The sequence below is a fragment of the Pseudomonas pseudonitroreducens genome (assembly GCF_021603645.1).
Classification (GTDB): Bacteria; Pseudomonadota; Gammaproteobacteria; order Pseudomonadales; family Pseudomonadaceae; genus Pseudomonas; species Pseudomonas pseudonitroreducens.
The window spans coordinates 55,080-69,779 of the sequence record NZ_BQHJ01000004.1; the positions used below are offsets into that span (position 1 = coordinate 55,080).

17 protein-coding genes are annotated in these 14,700 nt (G+C 65.7%); 9 read left to right on the forward strand and 8 right to left on the reverse strand.

All coding sequences use genetic code 11. From position 1 onward, the window contains the following. Positions 1–2: 2 nt before the first annotated feature. Positions 3–605, reverse strand: a complete 603-nt coding sequence (locus L6D89_RS10820; RefSeq protein ID WP_236174542.1) for a LysE family translocator — start codon at positions 603–605, stop codon at positions 3–5. 166 nt (positions 606–771) lie between these two features. On the opposite strand from L6D89_RS10820, the gene L6D89_RS10825 reads away from it, so the two are divergent. Further along, positions 772–1,413, forward strand: a complete 642-nt coding sequence (locus L6D89_RS10825) for a hypothetical protein (protein WP_236199689.1) — start codon at positions 772–774, stop codon at positions 1,411–1,413. On the opposite strand, the gene L6D89_RS10830 is transcribed toward L6D89_RS10825, so the two are convergent. Then, positions 1,410–1,853 (reverse strand): MarR family winged helix-turn-helix transcriptional regulator, encoded by a 444-nt coding sequence (locus L6D89_RS10830; protein ID WP_236199690.1) that lies wholly within the window; start codon positions 1,851–1,853, stop codon positions 1,410–1,412. The genes L6D89_RS10825 and L6D89_RS10830 overlap by 4 nt on opposite strands. An 82-nt stretch (positions 1,854–1,935) precedes the next feature. Here L6D89_RS10830 and L6D89_RS10835 point away from each other — a divergent pair, with 82 nt between their 5' ends. The 4 genes from L6D89_RS10835 to L6D89_RS10850 all read left to right on the forward strand — a co-directional run bounded on the left by L6D89_RS10835 (position 1,936) and on the right by L6D89_RS10850 (position 5,499). After that, positions 1,936–3,093 (forward strand): aminotransferase-like domain-containing protein, encoded by a 1,158-nt coding sequence (locus L6D89_RS10835; RefSeq protein ID WP_236174539.1) that lies wholly within the window; start codon positions 1,936–1,938, stop codon positions 3,091–3,093. A gap of 10 nt (positions 3,094–3,103) precedes the next feature. Continuing rightward, positions 3,104–3,706, forward strand: a complete 603-nt coding sequence (locus L6D89_RS10840) for a glutathione S-transferase family protein (RefSeq protein ID WP_236199691.1) — start codon at positions 3,104–3,106, stop codon at positions 3,704–3,706. A 382-nt stretch (positions 3,707–4,088) separates the two neighbouring features. Next, positions 4,089–4,550, forward strand: coding sequence for a bacteriohemerythrin (locus L6D89_RS10845; RefSeq protein ID WP_236174537.1), 462 nt, complete (start codon positions 4,089–4,091; stop codon positions 4,548–4,550). Positions 4,551–4,647: 97 nt separating this feature from the next. Next, positions 4,648–5,499, forward strand: coding sequence for a cache domain-containing protein (locus L6D89_RS10850; protein ID WP_236199692.1), 852 nt, complete (start codon positions 4,648–4,650; stop codon positions 5,497–5,499). 63 nt (positions 5,500–5,562) lie between these two features. On the opposite strand, the gene folE is transcribed toward L6D89_RS10850, so the two are convergent. The 4 genes from folE to L6D89_RS10870 all read right to left on the reverse strand — a co-directional run bounded on the left by folE (position 5,563) and on the right by L6D89_RS10870 (position 7,971). Further along, entirely contained in the window at positions 5,563–6,108 is a 546-nt protein-coding gene (gene folE, locus L6D89_RS10855; RefSeq protein WP_024765420.1) for a GTP cyclohydrolase I FolE, read from the reverse strand. Between the two features lie 143 nt (positions 6,109–6,251). Further along, complete coding sequence (locus L6D89_RS10860; protein ID WP_236199693.1) at positions 6,252–6,809, reverse strand: Smr/MutS family protein; 558 nt, start codon at positions 6,807–6,809, stop codon at positions 6,252–6,254. Between the two features lie 70 nt (positions 6,810–6,879). Then, entirely contained in the window at positions 6,880–7,200 is a 321-nt protein-coding gene (locus L6D89_RS10865; RefSeq protein ID WP_236199694.1) for a hypothetical protein, read from the reverse strand. 174 nt (positions 7,201–7,374) lie between these two features. Then, the gene (locus L6D89_RS10870; protein WP_236174533.1) at positions 7,375–7,971 is read right to left on the reverse strand and encodes a cysteine hydrolase family protein; all 597 of its coding nucleotides are present in this window, start codon (positions 7,969–7,971) and stop codon (positions 7,375–7,377) included. Positions 7,972–8,151: 180 nt separating this feature from the next. On the opposite strand from L6D89_RS10870, the gene prmB reads away from it, so the two are divergent. Beyond that, positions 8,152–9,066, forward strand: coding sequence for a 50S ribosomal protein L3 N(5)-glutamine methyltransferase (prmB, locus tag L6D89_RS10875; protein ID WP_236199695.1), 915 nt, complete (start codon positions 8,152–8,154; stop codon positions 9,064–9,066). A 685-nt stretch (positions 9,067–9,751) separates the two neighbouring features. On the opposite strand, the gene L6D89_RS10880 is transcribed toward prmB, so the two are convergent. Further along, entirely contained in the window at positions 9,752–10,534 is a 783-nt protein-coding gene (locus L6D89_RS10880) for a hypothetical protein (protein ID WP_236199696.1), read from the reverse strand. A gap of 49 nt (positions 10,535–10,583) precedes the next feature. Continuing rightward, positions 10,584–11,615 (reverse strand): alpha/beta hydrolase, encoded by a 1,032-nt coding sequence (locus L6D89_RS10885; protein ID WP_236199697.1) that lies wholly within the window; start codon positions 11,613–11,615, stop codon positions 10,584–10,586. 123 nt (positions 11,616–11,738) lie between these two features. Here L6D89_RS10885 and aroC point away from each other — a divergent pair, with 123 nt between their 5' ends. The 3 genes from aroC to L6D89_RS10900 all read left to right on the forward strand — a co-directional run bounded on the left by aroC (position 11,739) and on the right by L6D89_RS10900 (position 14,676). Continuing rightward, positions 11,739–12,830: a chorismate synthase gene (aroC, locus tag L6D89_RS10890; RefSeq protein ID WP_236199698.1), complete on the forward strand. Its 1,092-nt coding sequence runs from the start codon at positions 11,739–11,741 to the stop codon at positions 12,828–12,830. A 75-nt stretch (positions 12,831–12,905) separates the two neighbouring features. After that, positions 12,906–14,066, forward strand: coding sequence for an MFS transporter (locus tag L6D89_RS10895; RefSeq protein WP_236174528.1), 1,161 nt, complete (start codon positions 12,906–12,908; stop codon positions 14,064–14,066). Beyond that, on the forward strand, positions 14,050–14,676 hold the full coding sequence (locus L6D89_RS10900) for a methylthioribulose 1-phosphate dehydratase (protein ID WP_236199699.1): 627 nt from the start codon (positions 14,050–14,052) through the stop codon (positions 14,674–14,676). Before L6D89_RS10895 ends, L6D89_RS10900 begins: the two co-directional genes overlap by 17 nt. Positions 14,677–14,700: the final 24 nt, after the last annotated feature.

The window sequence follows — 14,700 nt, forward strand, 5'->3', positions numbered from 1 at the left end:
CATCAGGTGCGGGTGAACAGAGGGTAGAGCGAGGCTACCAGCAGGGCGGCCATGCCGAGATTGAACAGGCGCAGCCGCAGCGGGTCTTCCAGCCAGCGTCGCAGCAGACTGCCCAGTATGGTCCAGACGCCCACGCTGGGCAGGTTGACCACGGCGAACAACGTAGCGATCAACACCACATTGCCGATCCAGCTGTTGGCTGGCAGGTAGGTGGCGATGGCGCCCACGGCCATCACCCAGGCCTTGGGGTTGACCCACTGGAAGGCGGCGGCCTGGAGGAAGGTCATGGGTTTGGCGGCATTCTCGCCCTTCGCCTCGGGGGCGCCAGAGCGGGCAATCTTCCATGCCAGATACAGCAGGTAGGCGCCGCCGGCATAGCGCAGCGCCGTGTAGGTTGCCGGGATGCGCTCGAACAGCTGGTGCAGGCCCAGGCCCACGGCGACCACCAGCAGCAGGAAGCCGATGCTGATACCGAGCATGTGCGGAATGGTGCGGCGGATGCCGAAATTCACGCCCGAGGCCAGCAGCATCATGTTGTTGGGGCCGGGGGTGATGGAGGTGACGAAGGCAAACAGCACGAAGGCGCCGAGGAGTTCGAGGGGCATGGCGGGGTACCGGTCTTGTTCTGGAGCCAGACTAATCCCGCCACCGCGAAGCTGTCCCATAACAGCCAGTGGCCGAGTGGCCCGTACAGTGCGAGTGGCAGTGGCGTGTGCGGGAGTGCCTCGGTATGGTTCGGGAAAGCCGCGCAACGGATGGAAAATCGCCAGCATGGAACAGAATCCCTACGCCGCCCCCAAGGTCGAGCTGGTGGATCAGAGCGCTCCGCGCGCATTCCTCGGCGGACGCTGGAACCCCGGCCATCTGCGCTTGCTCGGTGGCCTGAGCCTGGCGCTGCTGCTGTGCAATGTGGTGCTGTTCGTCCTGTCCTTCGCCACCGCGCTGCATGAATCGGCCACCTGGCAAGGCTACGAGCTCTGGGTTGGCGTGCTCAGCACGCTGCTTGGCTGCTTCCTGCTGTGGCGCACCCGGCGCTTTCTCGAGGATCGCTTCAATGCCCGCGGGCTGGCCTGGCCGGTCGGGCTGTCAATCGCTGTCGCGCTACTGATGCAGCTCTACAGCCTGATCTTCGACGAGCAGCTCAGCGGCGAATTCAATGGCGCGCTGATGGGCTTCATGGGCCTGTTCGTACCAACCGGCATCGTCACCCTGTGGTACGGCATCCGCCTGCTGAAGATCGAGCTGCCCTACCCGTCGGTGAAGGTCATGGGCTGGTTGGAGGTTTCCTCCGGCGTGTGCCTGCTCAGCGTCCTGCTGTTCCTGCCCGGCACCGCGCTGGCGATGGCCAGCCTGCTGCCGCTGGCGCTGATGTTCCTGCGTGCCGCGCGCGAGCTGGAAGGTGGCGCCCGCTAGTCGTGGTGCTGCAACCTGGCGATGGCCTGGTTCACCGCCAGCCAGCCGTTCACCGCTTCTTCCCCGGCCTCGCCAAAGGCACGCTGCAGCAGCTGTTCCTGCTCACGGCGCAGGGCCTTCTCCAGCTTGCTGCCTTCGGCCGTCAGCGCCAGCAGGCGCCGGCGCTTGTCGTTGTCGCAGGCTTCGCTGCGGATCAGGTCGCGCTCGAGCAATTGGCGCAACGGCACATTCAGTGCCTGCTTGGTCACGCCCAGGGCGGCCAGCAGCTGGCTGACGCTCAGCCCGGGATTGCGTGCGATGAAGAACAGGATGCGGTGATGCACCCGGCTCAGGCCACGGCGTGCCAGCATCTCGTCAGGCTTCGCGGTGAAGGCCCGGTAGCTGTAGAAAAAGGCTTGGATCGCTTCGAGCTGCAGGTCGCTTTTTATTAGGTCAGGCATATTGACGTATCCGTCTCGGGCGTCGTAGCTTCGGTCAAGCAGTTTGACTCATTCTTCCGTGCTCCCGCTACCGGTGACCCCCATGGCCTTCTCCGAACGCATCGCTCGACTGAAAAGCTCTCTGATCCGTGAAATCCTCGCCGCGGCGCAGCGCCCGGAGGTGATGTCCTTCGCCGGCGGCCTGCCCGCCGAGCCGATGCTGCCAAAGGTGAACTGGGACGCCATGCCGGCGAGCATGGGCCAGTACGGCATGAGTGAAGGGGAGCCGGCGCTGCGTGAAGCCATCGCCGCCGAGGCGCGCGCACTGGGTGTGCCCTGCGAGGCGAGCCAGGTATTGATTGTCAGCGGCTCGCAGCAGACCCTGGACCTGGCCAGCAAGCTGTTCATCGACCCGGGTACCGAGGTGCTGCTCGAAGCGCCGACCTACCTTGCCGCGCTGCAGGCCTTCCAGCTGTTCGGCGCCAACTGCCTGACCGTGCCGCTGGGCGCCGAAGGGCCGGACGTCGCCGCGCTGCGCCAGCGCCTGGAGAGCAGCAAACCGGCCTTTGCCTACCTGATCCCGACTTTCCAGAACCCGTCCGGCGTGCGTTACAGCGAACAGCGCCGCGATGAGGTGGCTGCCGTGCTCGACGAGTTCGGCGTGACCCTGATCGAGGACGAGCCTTACCGCGAGCTGGTGTTCGATGCGGGCGCCGCCACTCCGCTGGTCAGCCGCCTGAAGAAGGCCAGCTGGATCTACACCGGTACCGTGTCGAAGACGCTGTTGCCGGGCCTGCGCGTGGGCTTCCTGATCGCTACGCCGGACCTGTTTCCGCACCTGCTGCGCCTGAAACAGTCCGCCGACCTGCACACTAATCGCGTCGGCCAATGGCAGGCACTGCAGTGGTTTGGCACCGAGGCCTACCGTGGCCATCTGGCCGAGCTGCGCGATTTCTACCGCATCCGCCGCGACGCCATGCAGGCGCAACTGGAGGAGCATTTTGCCGAGCTGGCGGAGTGGAACGTGCCCCAGGGCGGCTTGTTCTTCTGGCTCAAGCTCAGGCAGCCGCTGGATACCCGCACGCTGCTCGATGCTGCGCTGGCGCAGAACGTGGCCTTCATGCCGGGCGAGCCTTTCTTCACACAACCGGATGCCAATCCCGGCTATTTGCGGCTTAACTTCAGCCACGTGGCGCCGGAACGTGCCGGCGAAGGTTTGCGCCGCCTGGCGACGGTCATCCGCGAAGCCCAGGCCCAATGAGGAGATGAGCATGTACACCGTCTACGGCGATCGACTGTCCGGCAACTGCTACAAGGTCAAGCTGGCCCTGCACCTGCTCGGCCTGCCTTACCAGTGGCGCGAGATCGATATCCTCAAGGGCGAGACGCAGACCGCCGAGTTCCTGGCGATGAACCCCAACGGCAAGGTGCCGGTGCTGCAACTCGAGGATGGCACCTGCCTGTGGGAATCCAACGCCATTCTCAACTTCCTCGCCGATGGCAGCGGCCTGCTGCCCAGCGAGCCGCGCCTGCGCACCCAGGTGCTGCAGTGGCAGTTCTTCGAGCAGTACAGCCATGAGCCCTATGTGGCGGTGGCGCGCTTCATCGAGTTCTACCTCGGCCTGCCCGAGGAGCGCCGCGAGGAGTACGCGCGCTGCCAGAAGGGCGGCTACAAGGCGCTGAAGGTGATGGAGAAGCAACTGGAGCAGACGCCTTACCTGGTGGGGGAGGATTACTCCATTGCCGATATCACCCTGTACGCCTACACCCATGTGGCGCACCAGGGCGGCTTCGACCTGGCGAACTTCCCGGCGATCAATGCCTGGCTGGCGCGGGTGGCGGATCATCCGCGGCACGTGGCGATGCAGGACTGACCACCGCGCCCGGCCATTGAAAACGCCGCTTCCCTGGAAGCGGCGTTTTTCGTTGTGCATACCCAATGACACAGGGGAGCGTAGGAGCGGACTCCGTCCGCGATGTGCCACCGGCCAGCTCGGAGCAGCCGAAAAGCGATCGCGGACGGAGTCCGCTCCTACGCATGGGTTTGCCTTGTGCGCAGCGAAAACAGGCAATTTGCCATCAGATAATTCCGAAAAGACCGCTCTAAACCGCGGATTTCGCCGCATTGGGGTTGACCGGCATCATGGCGGCGTTTTGTCGCCCTCCCTAATCTGGACGCACTGCCATGTAGGACGTACCGATGTGGCCGGGCGCGAGAAGCAGGCAGTGTCGTCGTCCGGCGTGGGGAGGGGAAAGATGGCCTATCTGGTCTGGCAGGCAGATCTCGATACCGGGATCGGAGTGATCGACGCGCAGCACAAACGCATCGTCGAAATGATCAATCAGCTGCACGAGGCCCAGGCCCATCACGACCGAGCCATGCTCGGCGGCGTGATCGAGGAACTGGTCGACTACACCATCTCGCACTTTGCCTTCGAGGAGACCCTGCTGGAGGATTCCGGCTACCAGTTCACCCGTGCGCACAAGAAGGTCCACGAACTCTTCATCAAGCGCGTTTCCGACTACCGCGCGCGTTTCGAGGCCGGCGAGGACGTCGCCGAGGAACTCAAGGGCCTGCTGGGTCGCTGGCTGTTCAATCACATCCGCAATGACGACGCCAACTACGTGGAGTCGGTGATGGCCAGCATGCACGAGCTGACCCGCGACCAGAGCCACGGTGGCTGGCTGTCGCGCTCGATGAAGCGATTCTTCGGCTGAATCGCCCTTGGTTTCGGCAGTGAATGCCGACGCGAATCCCCTCCGGCTGACTATGCTCTGTGCACAACTACAAGCAATGCCACGGGGGTATTCGCGCATGAAGACGCTGTTGAAGTCACTGCTGCTGCTTTCTTTCCTGTCGTCCTTCCCATTGTTCGCCGCGCAGTCGGCCACCACCGCGCCGACCGACGACCAGCGCGCCAAGGCGCTGCTGTCCAAGGCAGTGGCCGCATACAAGCAGGAGGGCGACAAGGCCTTCGCCGCATTCAGCCGTCAGGGTGAGTTCGTCGATGGCGACCTCTATGTGTTCGTGGTGGACAGCAAGGGCACCATGCTCGCCAGCGGCGGGCCGTCGGTGGTGCTGATCGACCGCGACGTGTCGTCCACGCTCGACCCTTCGCTCCAGGAGCAGTTCGCCAAGGCATTGAAGTCGCCGGAAACCGGCAAGGTGCAGCAGGCCGACTACCGCTGGAAGAACTGGGCGGACGGCAAGGTGGAGCGCAAGCACGTCTATTACCAGCGCGTCGGTGAGCGCTTCCTCGCGGTGGGCTACTACATCCCGCGCGCCTCGGCGCAGCAGGCGGCGGCCATGCTGGCCAAGGCGGTAAAGGCTGTGGAAGCCGACCCGCAGGGTACCTTCAGGAAGATCAATGCACTGGACAAGACCTTCATCGAGGATGACCTGTATGTCTTCGTGGTCGACCTGGATACCTCGAAGTTCGTCGCCCATGGCTTCAATACGCGCATGGTCGGCACCGATTTCGAGTCGCTGAAGGACCCCGGCGGCAACCCGATCGGTCACGCCATGCTCGAGCTGGCCAAGTCCAAGGGCGAGGCGGAATTCGAATACCAGTGGCGCAACCCGGTGACCAGCAAGGTGGAGAACAAGCACGCCTTCCTGCGCAAGTCTGGCCACTACCTGGTTGCGGTGGGTTACTACACGCGCTGATCGCAGCGATTCACAGGTACAAAAAAAACCGGCCCGAGGGCCGGTTTTTCATGGCAGCGGCTTTCAGCGAATCAGGCTGAGGAACTCGCTGCGAGTGGCGGCGTTCTCGCGGAACTCGCCGAGCATCACCGAGGTGACCATGGACGAATTCTGCTTCTCCACGCCGCGCATCATCATGCACATGTGCTTGGCCTCGATCACCACGGCCACGCCCAGCGCGCCGGTGACCTGCTGGACCGCCTCGGCGATCTGCCGCGACATGTTTTCCTGGATCTGCAGGCGACGGGCGTACATGTCGACGATGCGTGCCACCTTGGACAGCCCCAGCACCTTGCCGTTGGGGATGTAGGCGACGTGGGCCTTGCCGATGAAGGGCAGCAGGTGGTGTTCGCACAGCGAGTAGAGCTCGATGTCCTTGACCAGCACCATCTCGCTGTTGTCGGAGCTGAACAGGGCGCCGTTGACGATCTCCTCCAGCGTCTGCTGGTAGCCGCGGCAAAGGTACTGCATGGCTTTGGCGGCGCGCTTGGGCGTGTCCACCAGGCCTTCGCGGGTGACGTCCTCACCGAGCTGGCTGAGGATCGCGGAGTAGTTTTGTTCCAGGGACATGATCTACCTGTGGCAATGACAAAAATAAAAACCGTGGCGCAGGGTAGGGCGCTCAGCCTTGGCTGGCAAGGCCCGAGCGCCGGTTGGCGCGTTATGGCAGGCAGTTTGTCGCCGGGCGTGGGCGCGCGCCCGGCGCAGTGGTTTTACTCGTCGCGGCCTTCGAGCATGTTGCGGCGCAGCATCACGTAGATGGCGCCGGTGCCGCCATGGCGCGGCAGGCAGGAGGCGAAGCCGAGTACCTGCGGGTGCTGGCGCAGCCAGGTGTTCACATGGCTCTTTACCATCGGGCTGCGGCCATCGACGCGCGCGGCCTTGCCGTGGGTGACGCGCACGCAGCGGACCTCGAAGCGGGTGGCTTCGGCGATGAAGTCCCAGAGGGTTTCACGGGCCTTTTCGATCTTCATGCCGTGCAGGTCGAGGCTGCCGTCGAAGCCGATCTGACCGGCCTTGAGTTTGCGCATCTGGCCTTCCTGGACGCCGTCGCGGGCCCAGTAGAGTTCGTCCTCGGGGCCGACATCGATGACGAACTGGTCGGAGAGGCCGTCGACCCGGATGTTCTCGGTGCGTACGGTCGCGTTCTGCCGCAGCTCCTTGAGCTGCTTGCGATCGGCCTTGGGTTTACCGGTATCGGCCTGGTCCACGGTGATGCGCCTGACGCCGCGCATTTCGCTGGCGAATTGGGAAAAATCGTCGTCTTGCATGCGCACCTCCTCAAACAGCCGCGCAGTCTAACGGATCGCGCCTGTCCTGCGGAAATGCACCGTACGGGGATCAGTTGCGGCGTTTCATCAATCGTGGCGACAGGCTCAGGCCTTCGCGGCCACGGGCACGGCGGCGGGCGGCGCGCCAGAAGGTGACGCCCAGCCAGAGGCCGAGCAGGCCGATCACCAGCAATACGGCACCGGCGCCCGGTTCGATGTGCAGCACTCCCACCGCGGGCTGGCGGCGGAGCAGGGCGGCGACGCCGGCCATGGCGGAGAGGATGCCGAAGGTGGCGATTATCGCCGCGATCGCGGCGGCGAAACGCCAGCGCCAGCGGCCCGGACGCTTCGGGCGCAGGCTGGGTGGATCGAACTTTTCGGTCATCTTCATCCCGACTTCCTCATCTGTTGAACGAGGCTATGACCGGTGGGGACGGGTGGGGTTCCACCCCCCAGGGCCGGGAAGCGCGGCGAACCCGCTGGGTGAGCGGATTCGCTGGCTTGCGCGCCTAAGCTGAGCCTAACCCCGGGCGCTTGTCGTTGCCGCCCGTCGGGACGAGTGGCTTCAGACCAGTGCCTGGGCCTGCGCGACCACGGCGGCGAAGTTGTCGCCGAGGGCGGCGATTTCCGCGCGGTGCAGGTCGCGGGCGGCAAGCACACCGCCCTCGGGCGTGGGGATGTCGCGGGTGGCGCAGGCGGCATCCACCAGAGTGCAGCGGTAGCCGTAGTCCTTGGCGGCACGGACCGTGGTGCTGATGCTGGAGTGGGTCATGAACCCGCAGACGATCAGGTCCAGGCGGCCACTGGCCTGCAGGCGGTCATGCAGGTCGGTGCCGGCGAAGGCATTGGGCAGGCGCTTGTCCACCACGACTTCGCCCGGCAGCGGCGTCAGCTCCGGCAGGAAGCGGCCGCGCGGGCCTTGCGGGTCGAGCAGGCCACCGACCACGCCCAGGTGGTGCACGTGGACAATCGGAGTGCCCATGTTCCGCGCCGCCTCCAGCAGCAGGCGAATCTGCGCCACCGCGGCGTCCAGGTCGGGCAGCGCCAGCACGCCACTGCGGTACTCCTCCTGCGCGTCGATGATCAACAGAGTGCTCTGGCGCAGGGTGGCCGGCGGATATCCACGGCCACTGATCTGCAGCATGCTGAGCGGAAGGGACATGTCACGACTCCTGTAAATGCATGTTCACTCATTGTGGGCCGTAACGCGTCCGCTGTGAATCTTTGCGAACTCGCGCCAAAGTGGTATTGGCATTCTTCGCTGGAACTGCCCATCGGCCCCCAGAGCGCCCGCGTTCCGCTAGAATGCGCCCCTTTTTGCGAGCTGCGAGGACACACCGCCGTGACCGAATCCCGTTTGCTGACCCTGCGTGACCATATCCGCTGGGCCGTCAGCCGCTTCCACGCCGAGGAGCTGTTCTTTGGCCACGGTACCGACAATGCCTGGGACGAAGCCCGCCAACTGGTGCTGGGCGCGTTGCACCTGCCCTGGGAAATGGCCGATGCCTACCTCGACTGCCGCCTCGAGGACGAGGAGCGCGAGTACCTGATGCACCTGCTGCGCCGGCGTATCCAGGAGCGCGTGCCCACCGCCTACCTGCTGGGCGAGGCCTGGTTCTGCGGCATGCCTTTCGTGGTCGATGAGCGCGTGCTGGTGCCGCGTTCGCCGATCGCCGAGCTGATCGAACGTCGCTTCGAGCCGTGGCTGGCGGCCGATCCTGCGCGGATCCTGGACCTGTGCACCGGCTCGGGCTGCATCGGTATCGCCTGTGCAAGTGCCTTCCCGGAGTCCGAAGTGGTGCTGGGCGACCTGTCCTTCGACGCTCTGGAAGTAGCCAACATCAACATCGAGCGCCATGAACTGGGCGAGCGCGTCTACACCGTGCAGGGTGACGGCTTCGAGGGCCTGCCGGGCCAGCGTTTCGATCTGATCGTGTCGAACCCGCCCTACGTCGATGCTGAAGACTTCGCCGACATGCCTGCCGAATACCACCACGAACCGGAACTCGGCCTGGCCTGCGGCAACGATGGCCTGGACCTGGTGCGGCGCATGCTGGCCGAGGCGGCGGACCACCTGAGCGAGCGTGGCACGCTGGTGGTGGAAGTGGGCAACAGCCAGGTCCACGTGACGGCGCTCTACCCGGAAGTGGACTTCACCTGGCTCGACTTCGAATACGGCGGCCACGGCGTGTTCCTGCTCTCGGCGCAGCAGTGCCGGGAGCACCAGGAACTGTTCAGGGCGCGCGTGAAGGCCTGATTCACGCCAAGGGTGGGCTGAATCTGTAGGAGCGAGCTTGCTCGCGAACGGATTTGTCGGTTAGTCCGGCGCCGGGGCGGGTTCGCGAGCGAGCTCGCTCCTACAAAAGAATCGCTCTGGCTTGGGTTCGATGTGGGGCTCAGCCCATCGCGGACGGAGTCCGCTCCTACGCGGAGGTCGGCTTTGGAGGGGGCAGACTCTGTCCGTGTGATGGCCTGATCCACGCCAAGGGTGGGCCGAATCTGTAGGAGCGAGCTTGCTCGCGAACGGATTTGCCGGTTACCCCGATGCTGGGGCGGTTCGCGAGCGAGCTCGCTCCTACAAAAGAATCGCTCTGGCTTGGGTTCGATGTGGGGCTCGGCTGATCGCGGACGGAGTCCGCTCCTACGCGGAGGTCGGCTTTGGGGGGCAGACTCTGTCCGTGTGATGGCCTGATCCACGCCAAGGGGAGGCTGAATCTGCAGGAGCGAGCTTGCTCGCGAATGGATTTGCCGGTTACCCCGGTGCTGGGGCGGTTCGCGAGCGAGCTCGCTCCTACAAAAGAATCGCTCTGGCTTGGCTTCGATGTGGGGCTCAGCCGATCGCGGACGGAGTCCGCTCCTACGCGGAGGTTGGCATTGGGTAGGAGCGGACTTCGTCCGCGATTGCCCTCCGGCCGCGCCGAGCGGTCGGAGGCGCGTGCGCGCTAGTGCGTGGCAATCCAGATCAGCAGGCCGGCCTGGAACACGGCGAAGACCGTCAGGCAGGCGATGGTGAAGCGCAGGCTGGTGTCGTCGCGGCGGAAGGTTTCGATGCGTTGCTCCAGCCGGCGGATCTCGTTGGACTGGGTGGTGAGGTTCTGGTCGGCCTGTTCCAGCATCGAGCCGGCTTCCAGCAGCGGGACTATCTGCACCTTGTCCTTGTGCCAGTCGTCATACAGCTCGCTGACCCGGCCGACGCTGTAGCGTGCCTTCAACAGCCGCGAATCCTCGTAGATCACGTCGAAGCCCTGGGCGCGCAGGAAGTGGTCGCGGCGCTGTCGGGCTTCCTCGCTGAGACCGTCCTTCACGGCCAGCGCGCCACCCTCGACGCGGTAGTGCGACCACTTCTTTTTCGCCCAGGCCACCCCCTGGGCCAGCAGGAATCGTCCCAGGCCGCGGTTCAGCGGTTCGGTGGCGAAGCCTGAGTCGGCGCCGAAGCGCACCTCCTTGTTGCGGTGGTCCGCCCAGACCTCCAGCAGGTTCACTTCCTTGCGCAGCACCTGCCCGGGTACCTGCACGGTCAGGCGCAACAGGCTCTGCTCGCCGTTGTGGCGCTCGACTCGGCCCAACTGGACGAAACGCAGCGGCCGCGCGCCGGTGGTGCGGTCGGTGGTCAGCGGCGCCAGGCGCAGCAGGCGATGGTGTTCCGGCGCCAGCTCGGCCCACGGGTGCGGGCGAGCGGCGGCGCTCTCGTCGGCGGCGACGGCGGTCTGTTCGGCTTCGGTCATGGGGATCTACCTCGGGGCCTGGCGGGCGTGACCAGGGCTCTCCCGTGGTTTATCGACGCACCGGCGGATTTCTTGAGACGTTCGCTCCAGAAGTTGCCAGCGTGGCATCGGGCAGCGTCTGCGCGTGCCGGATGAACGTGGTGACGCGCTCCACCAGCTCGCGGGCCAGCGGCAGGTTGGGGTTGTTGTAGGAGGCGAGCTGCTGCGGACCGCTGGTCGGAACGATACGCAGGATGTGGTTCATCCCCGAGATCAGGTGGAAATCGCTGTCGGGCTTGGCGCGCTTGAGCGCCTGCGCATCCTCGACGCCAACCTGGATATCGTTGGTGCCCTGCAGGATCTGCGTTGGCAGTTTCAGCGCGGCGAAGGCGCGGGCCGGGTCCTGGCGGAACAGCGAGATCAGGTAGGGCTGCACGCTGGGGCGGAACAGCACCTTCAGCGGTTCTGGCACCTTGGGTTGCAGTTGCCCGGCCTGCAGGCTGTCGATCAGTTGGTCAGCCTGGGCGAGCAGGGGCGGGGGCAGGCGCCCCTGCAACTGTTCGCGCAGCACGTCGCCGATCGGGCGGGCGCTGCCGGCCAGGGATACCAGCGCCTCGGCGTGGGTTTGCGGCGCGGCGAGGCTGGCGATCAGCGCGCCTTCGCTGTGGCCGATCAGGACCTGGCGGCCGAAGCGCGGGTCGTGGGCCAGCTTGTCGCTCCAGGCCACCACGTCGCTGACGTAAGCCTCGACGCTGAGCTCTTCCTCGCGCGGCGCGGCCGGCAGGCTGCGGGCGACGCCGCGCTTGTCGTAGCGCACGCTGGCGATGCCGTTTTCCGCCAAAGCCTCGGCCAGTTTGCGCAGGTACGCGTTCTGTCCGCCCTCGGGGTTGTTGCCGTCGCGGTCGGTGGGGCCGGAACCGGCGATCAGCAGGGCCACGGGCGGCGGAGTCTGTGTCTGTGGGAGCAGCAGGGTGCCGCGTAGCACGCCGTGCCCGCTGTCCAGGTCATAGGGGCGTTGCAGGATGCTGGTGGGGGCGGCCTGGGCCTGGCTCGTGACGACGCAGGCAAGGAGCAGGGAGCAGAGCAGGGCGATACGGCGCATCGAAGACTTCGCGACGGGGCTGATGGCGCTTTGATCCTCGCGGGCGGCGAAGGTTCGCAGGGCGGATTGACGCAGGTATACTGCTCGGCCTTTTCGAATCCAAGTCTTTTCGCGGAGCCTCGCATGTCCGGCAACACCTACGGCAAGCTGTTCACCGTCACCACCGCTGGCGAAAGCCACGGCCCGGCGCTGGTCGCCATCGTCGACGGCTGCCCGCCCGGCCTGGAGATTTCCCTGGAAGACCTGCAGCGCGACCTCGACCGGCGCAAGCCCGGCACCAGCCGCCACACTACCCAGCGCCAGGAAGCCGACGAGGTGGAAATCCTCTCCGGCGTGTTCGAGGGCAAGACCACCGGCACCCCGATCGGCCTGCTGATCCGCAATACCGACCAGAAGTCCAAGGACTACTCGGCGATCAAGGACCTGTTCCGCCCGGCCCACGCCGATTACACCTACCACCACAAGTACGGTGTGCGTGACTACCGTGGCGGCGGCCGTTCCTCGGCGCGCGAGACCGCCATGCGCGTGGCCGCCGGCGCCATCGCCAAGAAAGCGCTGGCAGGCATGGGCATCAGCGTGCGCGGCTACATGAGCCAGCTCGGCCCGATCGAAATCCCCTTCAAGACCTGGGATAGCGTCGAAGACAACGCCTTCTTCAGCCCCGACCCGGACAAGGTGCCGGAGCTGGAGGCCTACATGGACCAGCTGCGCCGTGACCAGGATTCGGTTGGCGCGAAGATCACCGTGGTCGCCGAAGGCGTGCCGCCGGGCCTGGGCGAGCCGATCTTCGACCGCCTGGACGCCGAACTGGCCCACGCACTGATGAGCATCAACGCGGTGAAGGGCGTGGAAATCGGCGCCGGCTTCGCCAGCGTCGCCCAGCGCGGCACCGAGCACCGCGACGAGCTGACGCCGGAAGGCTTCCTGTCGAACAACGCTGGCGGCATCCTCGGCGGCATCTCCTCCGGCCAGCCGATCGTCGCCCACCTGGCGCTGAAGCCGACTTCCAGCATCACCACCCCCGGCCGCTCCATCGACGTGAACGGCAACCCGGTGGACGTGATCACCAAGGGCCGCCACGACCCATGCGTGGGCATCCGCGCCACGCCCATCGCCGAGGCGATGATGGCCATCGTGCTGCTCGACCACCTGCTGCGCCATCGTGCGCAGAATGCCGACGTGAAGGTCGGTACCCCGGTGCTGGGCCAGCTTTGAGCCGCAGGCGACAAGCTGCAAGCTACAGGCTGCAGGTAACAGCTGCTCTTTCCTGCCGCCTGTAGCCTAGCGCCTGTGGCCGCTCTTCCTTACTGTCGTCTGTCCAGTTTCTACTTCTTCTATTTCTGCCTGCTGGGCGGGACGGCGCCGTTCCTCGCGCTGTATTTCCATCACCTGGGTTTCTCCAGTGCACGGATCGGCGAGCTGGTCGCCATTCCCATGCTGATGCGCTGCGTCGCGCCGAACCTGTGGGGCTGGCTGGGCGATCGCAGCGGCCAGCGGCTGGCCATCGTGCGCTTTGGCGCGGTGTGCACGGCGCTGTGCTTCGCCGGCATCTTCCTCGGCCACAGTTATGCGTGGCTGGCGCTGATCATGGCCGGGCACGCGTTCTTCTGGCACGCCGTCCTGCCGCAGTTCGAAGTCATTACCCTGGCGCACCTGAGCGGGCGCACCGAAAGCTACAGTCGCATCCGCCTGTGGGGCTCCATCGGCTTCATCTGTACGGTGGTCGGCCTGGGCTGGCTGTTCGAGTTCGCCAGCCTGGACGCCTATCCGCTGGCGCTGCTGGCGATCATGCTCGGCATCATTGGCGCCAGTTGGTGGGTACCGAATGCCCAGCCGCCGGCGCGGCAGGATGAGGCCAGTGCCGGCGGCTTCCTCCGGCAGCTGCTCAAGCCCGGTGTGCTGGCCTTCTATCTGTGCGTGTGCCTGATGCAGCTGTCCCATGGCCCGTACTACACCTTCCTGACCCTGCACCTGGAGGCCCTCGGTTACGCCCGCGGGCTGATCGGCCAGCTCTGGGCGCTGGGCGTGGTGGCCGAGGTGCTGCTGTTCCTGGTGATGCCGCGCCTGCTCAAGCGCTTCTCGCTGCGCCAGGTGCTAGTGGCGAGCTTCCTGCTGGCGGCCTTGCGCTGGTTGCTGCTGGGCACATTGGCCGGGCACCTGCCGGTACTGCTGTTTGCGCAGTTGCTGCACGCCGCGACTTTTGGCAGCTTCCACGCCGCCGCGATTCATTTCGTCCAGCGCAGTTTCCAGGCGCGCCAGCAGGGGCAGGGCCAGGCGCTCTACGCTGCGCTGGCCGGTACCGGCGGTGCGCTGGGCGCGCTGTACTCCGGCTACAGCTGGGGTAGCCTGGGCCCCGCCTGGACCTTCGCCATCGCCAGCGTCGCCGCGCTGGCTGCCGCCTTCATCATCTGGACCCGTCTGAACGAGGACCCGCATGAACGACACCCGTGAACAGCTGACCCAACAGATCATCGAGGCTGGCCGTTTCCTCTATCGCCGTGGCTGGTCGCCGGCCACCAGCAGCAACTATTCCACGCGCCTGGCGGCCGACCGCGCGCTGCTCACCGTTTCGGGCAAGCACAAGGGCCAGCTCGGCGAGGACGACGTGCTGGCAACCGATCTGGCCGGCAACAGCCTGGAGCCGGGCAAGAAACCCTCGGCGGAAACCCTGCTGCACACCCAGCTCTACGCCTGGCGCGCGGAGATCGGTGCGGTGCTGCACACCCATTCGGTCAATGCCACGGTGCTGTCGCGCCTGACCGTGGGCGACCGCCTGGAGCTGCAAGACTACGAATTGCAGAAGGCCTTCAGCGGTGTCACCACCCACGAAGGCCGTGTCACGGTGCCGATCTTTGACAATGACCAGGACATCGCCCGCCTGGCCGGCAAGGTGCAACCCTGGCTGGATGCGCATCCGGACTGCCCCGGTTACCTGATCCGTGGCCACGGCCTGTACACTTGGGGGCCACGCATGGCCGATGCCTTGCGCCAGATCGAAGCATTCGAATTCCTCTTCGAATGCGAACTGAAAGTACTGAGCCTTCGCGGCGGCACGCGCTGAGCGAATCCGGCCCGCTTTTGCGGA

Coding starts and splice junctions, on each gene's coding strand:
- L6D89_RS10820 (WP_236174542.1), bottom strand. CDS start 605: ATGCCCCTCGAACTCCTCGGCGCCTTCGTGCTGTTTGCCTTCGTCACC.
- L6D89_RS10825 (WP_236199689.1), top strand. CDS start 772: ATGGAACAGAATCCCTACGCCGCCCCCAAGGTCGAGCTGGTGGATCAG.
- L6D89_RS10830 (WP_236199690.1), bottom strand. CDS start 1,853: ATGCCTGACCTAATAAAAAGCGACCTGCAGCTCGAAGCGATCCAAGCC.
- L6D89_RS10835 (WP_236174539.1), top strand. CDS start 1,936: ATGGCCTTCTCCGAACGCATCGCTCGACTGAAAAGCTCTCTGATCCGT.
- L6D89_RS10840 (WP_236199691.1), top strand. CDS start 3,104: ATGTACACCGTCTACGGCGATCGACTGTCCGGCAACTGCTACAAGGTC.
- L6D89_RS10845 (WP_236174537.1), top strand. CDS start 4,089: ATGGCCTATCTGGTCTGGCAGGCAGATCTCGATACCGGGATCGGAGTG.
- L6D89_RS10850 (WP_236199692.1), top strand. CDS start 4,648: ATGAAGACGCTGTTGAAGTCACTGCTGCTGCTTTCTTTCCTGTCGTCC.
- folE (WP_024765420.1), bottom strand. CDS start 6,108: ATGTCCCTGGAACAAAACTACTCCGCGATCCTCAGCCAGCTCGGTGAG.
- L6D89_RS10860 (WP_236199693.1), bottom strand. CDS start 6,809: ATGCAAGACGACGATTTTTCCCAATTCGCCAGCGAAATGCGCGGCGTC.
- L6D89_RS10865 (WP_236199694.1), bottom strand. CDS start 7,200: ATGAAGATGACCGAAAAGTTCGATCCACCCAGCCTGCGCCCGAAGCGT.
- L6D89_RS10870 (WP_236174533.1), bottom strand. CDS start 7,971: ATGTCCCTTCCGCTCAGCATGCTGCAGATCAGTGGCCGTGGATATCCG.
- L6D89_RS10880 (WP_236199696.1), bottom strand. CDS start 10,534: ATGACCGAAGCCGAACAGACCGCCGTCGCCGCCGACGAGAGCGCCGCC.
- L6D89_RS10885 (WP_236199697.1), bottom strand. CDS start 11,615: ATGCGCCGTATCGCCCTGCTCTGCTCCCTGCTCCTTGCCTGCGTCGTC.
- aroC (WP_236199698.1), top strand. CDS start 11,739: ATGTCCGGCAACACCTACGGCAAGCTGTTCACCGTCACCACCGCTGGC.
- L6D89_RS10900 (WP_236199699.1), top strand. CDS start 14,050: ATGAACGACACCCGTGAACAGCTGACCCAACAGATCATCGAGGCTGGC.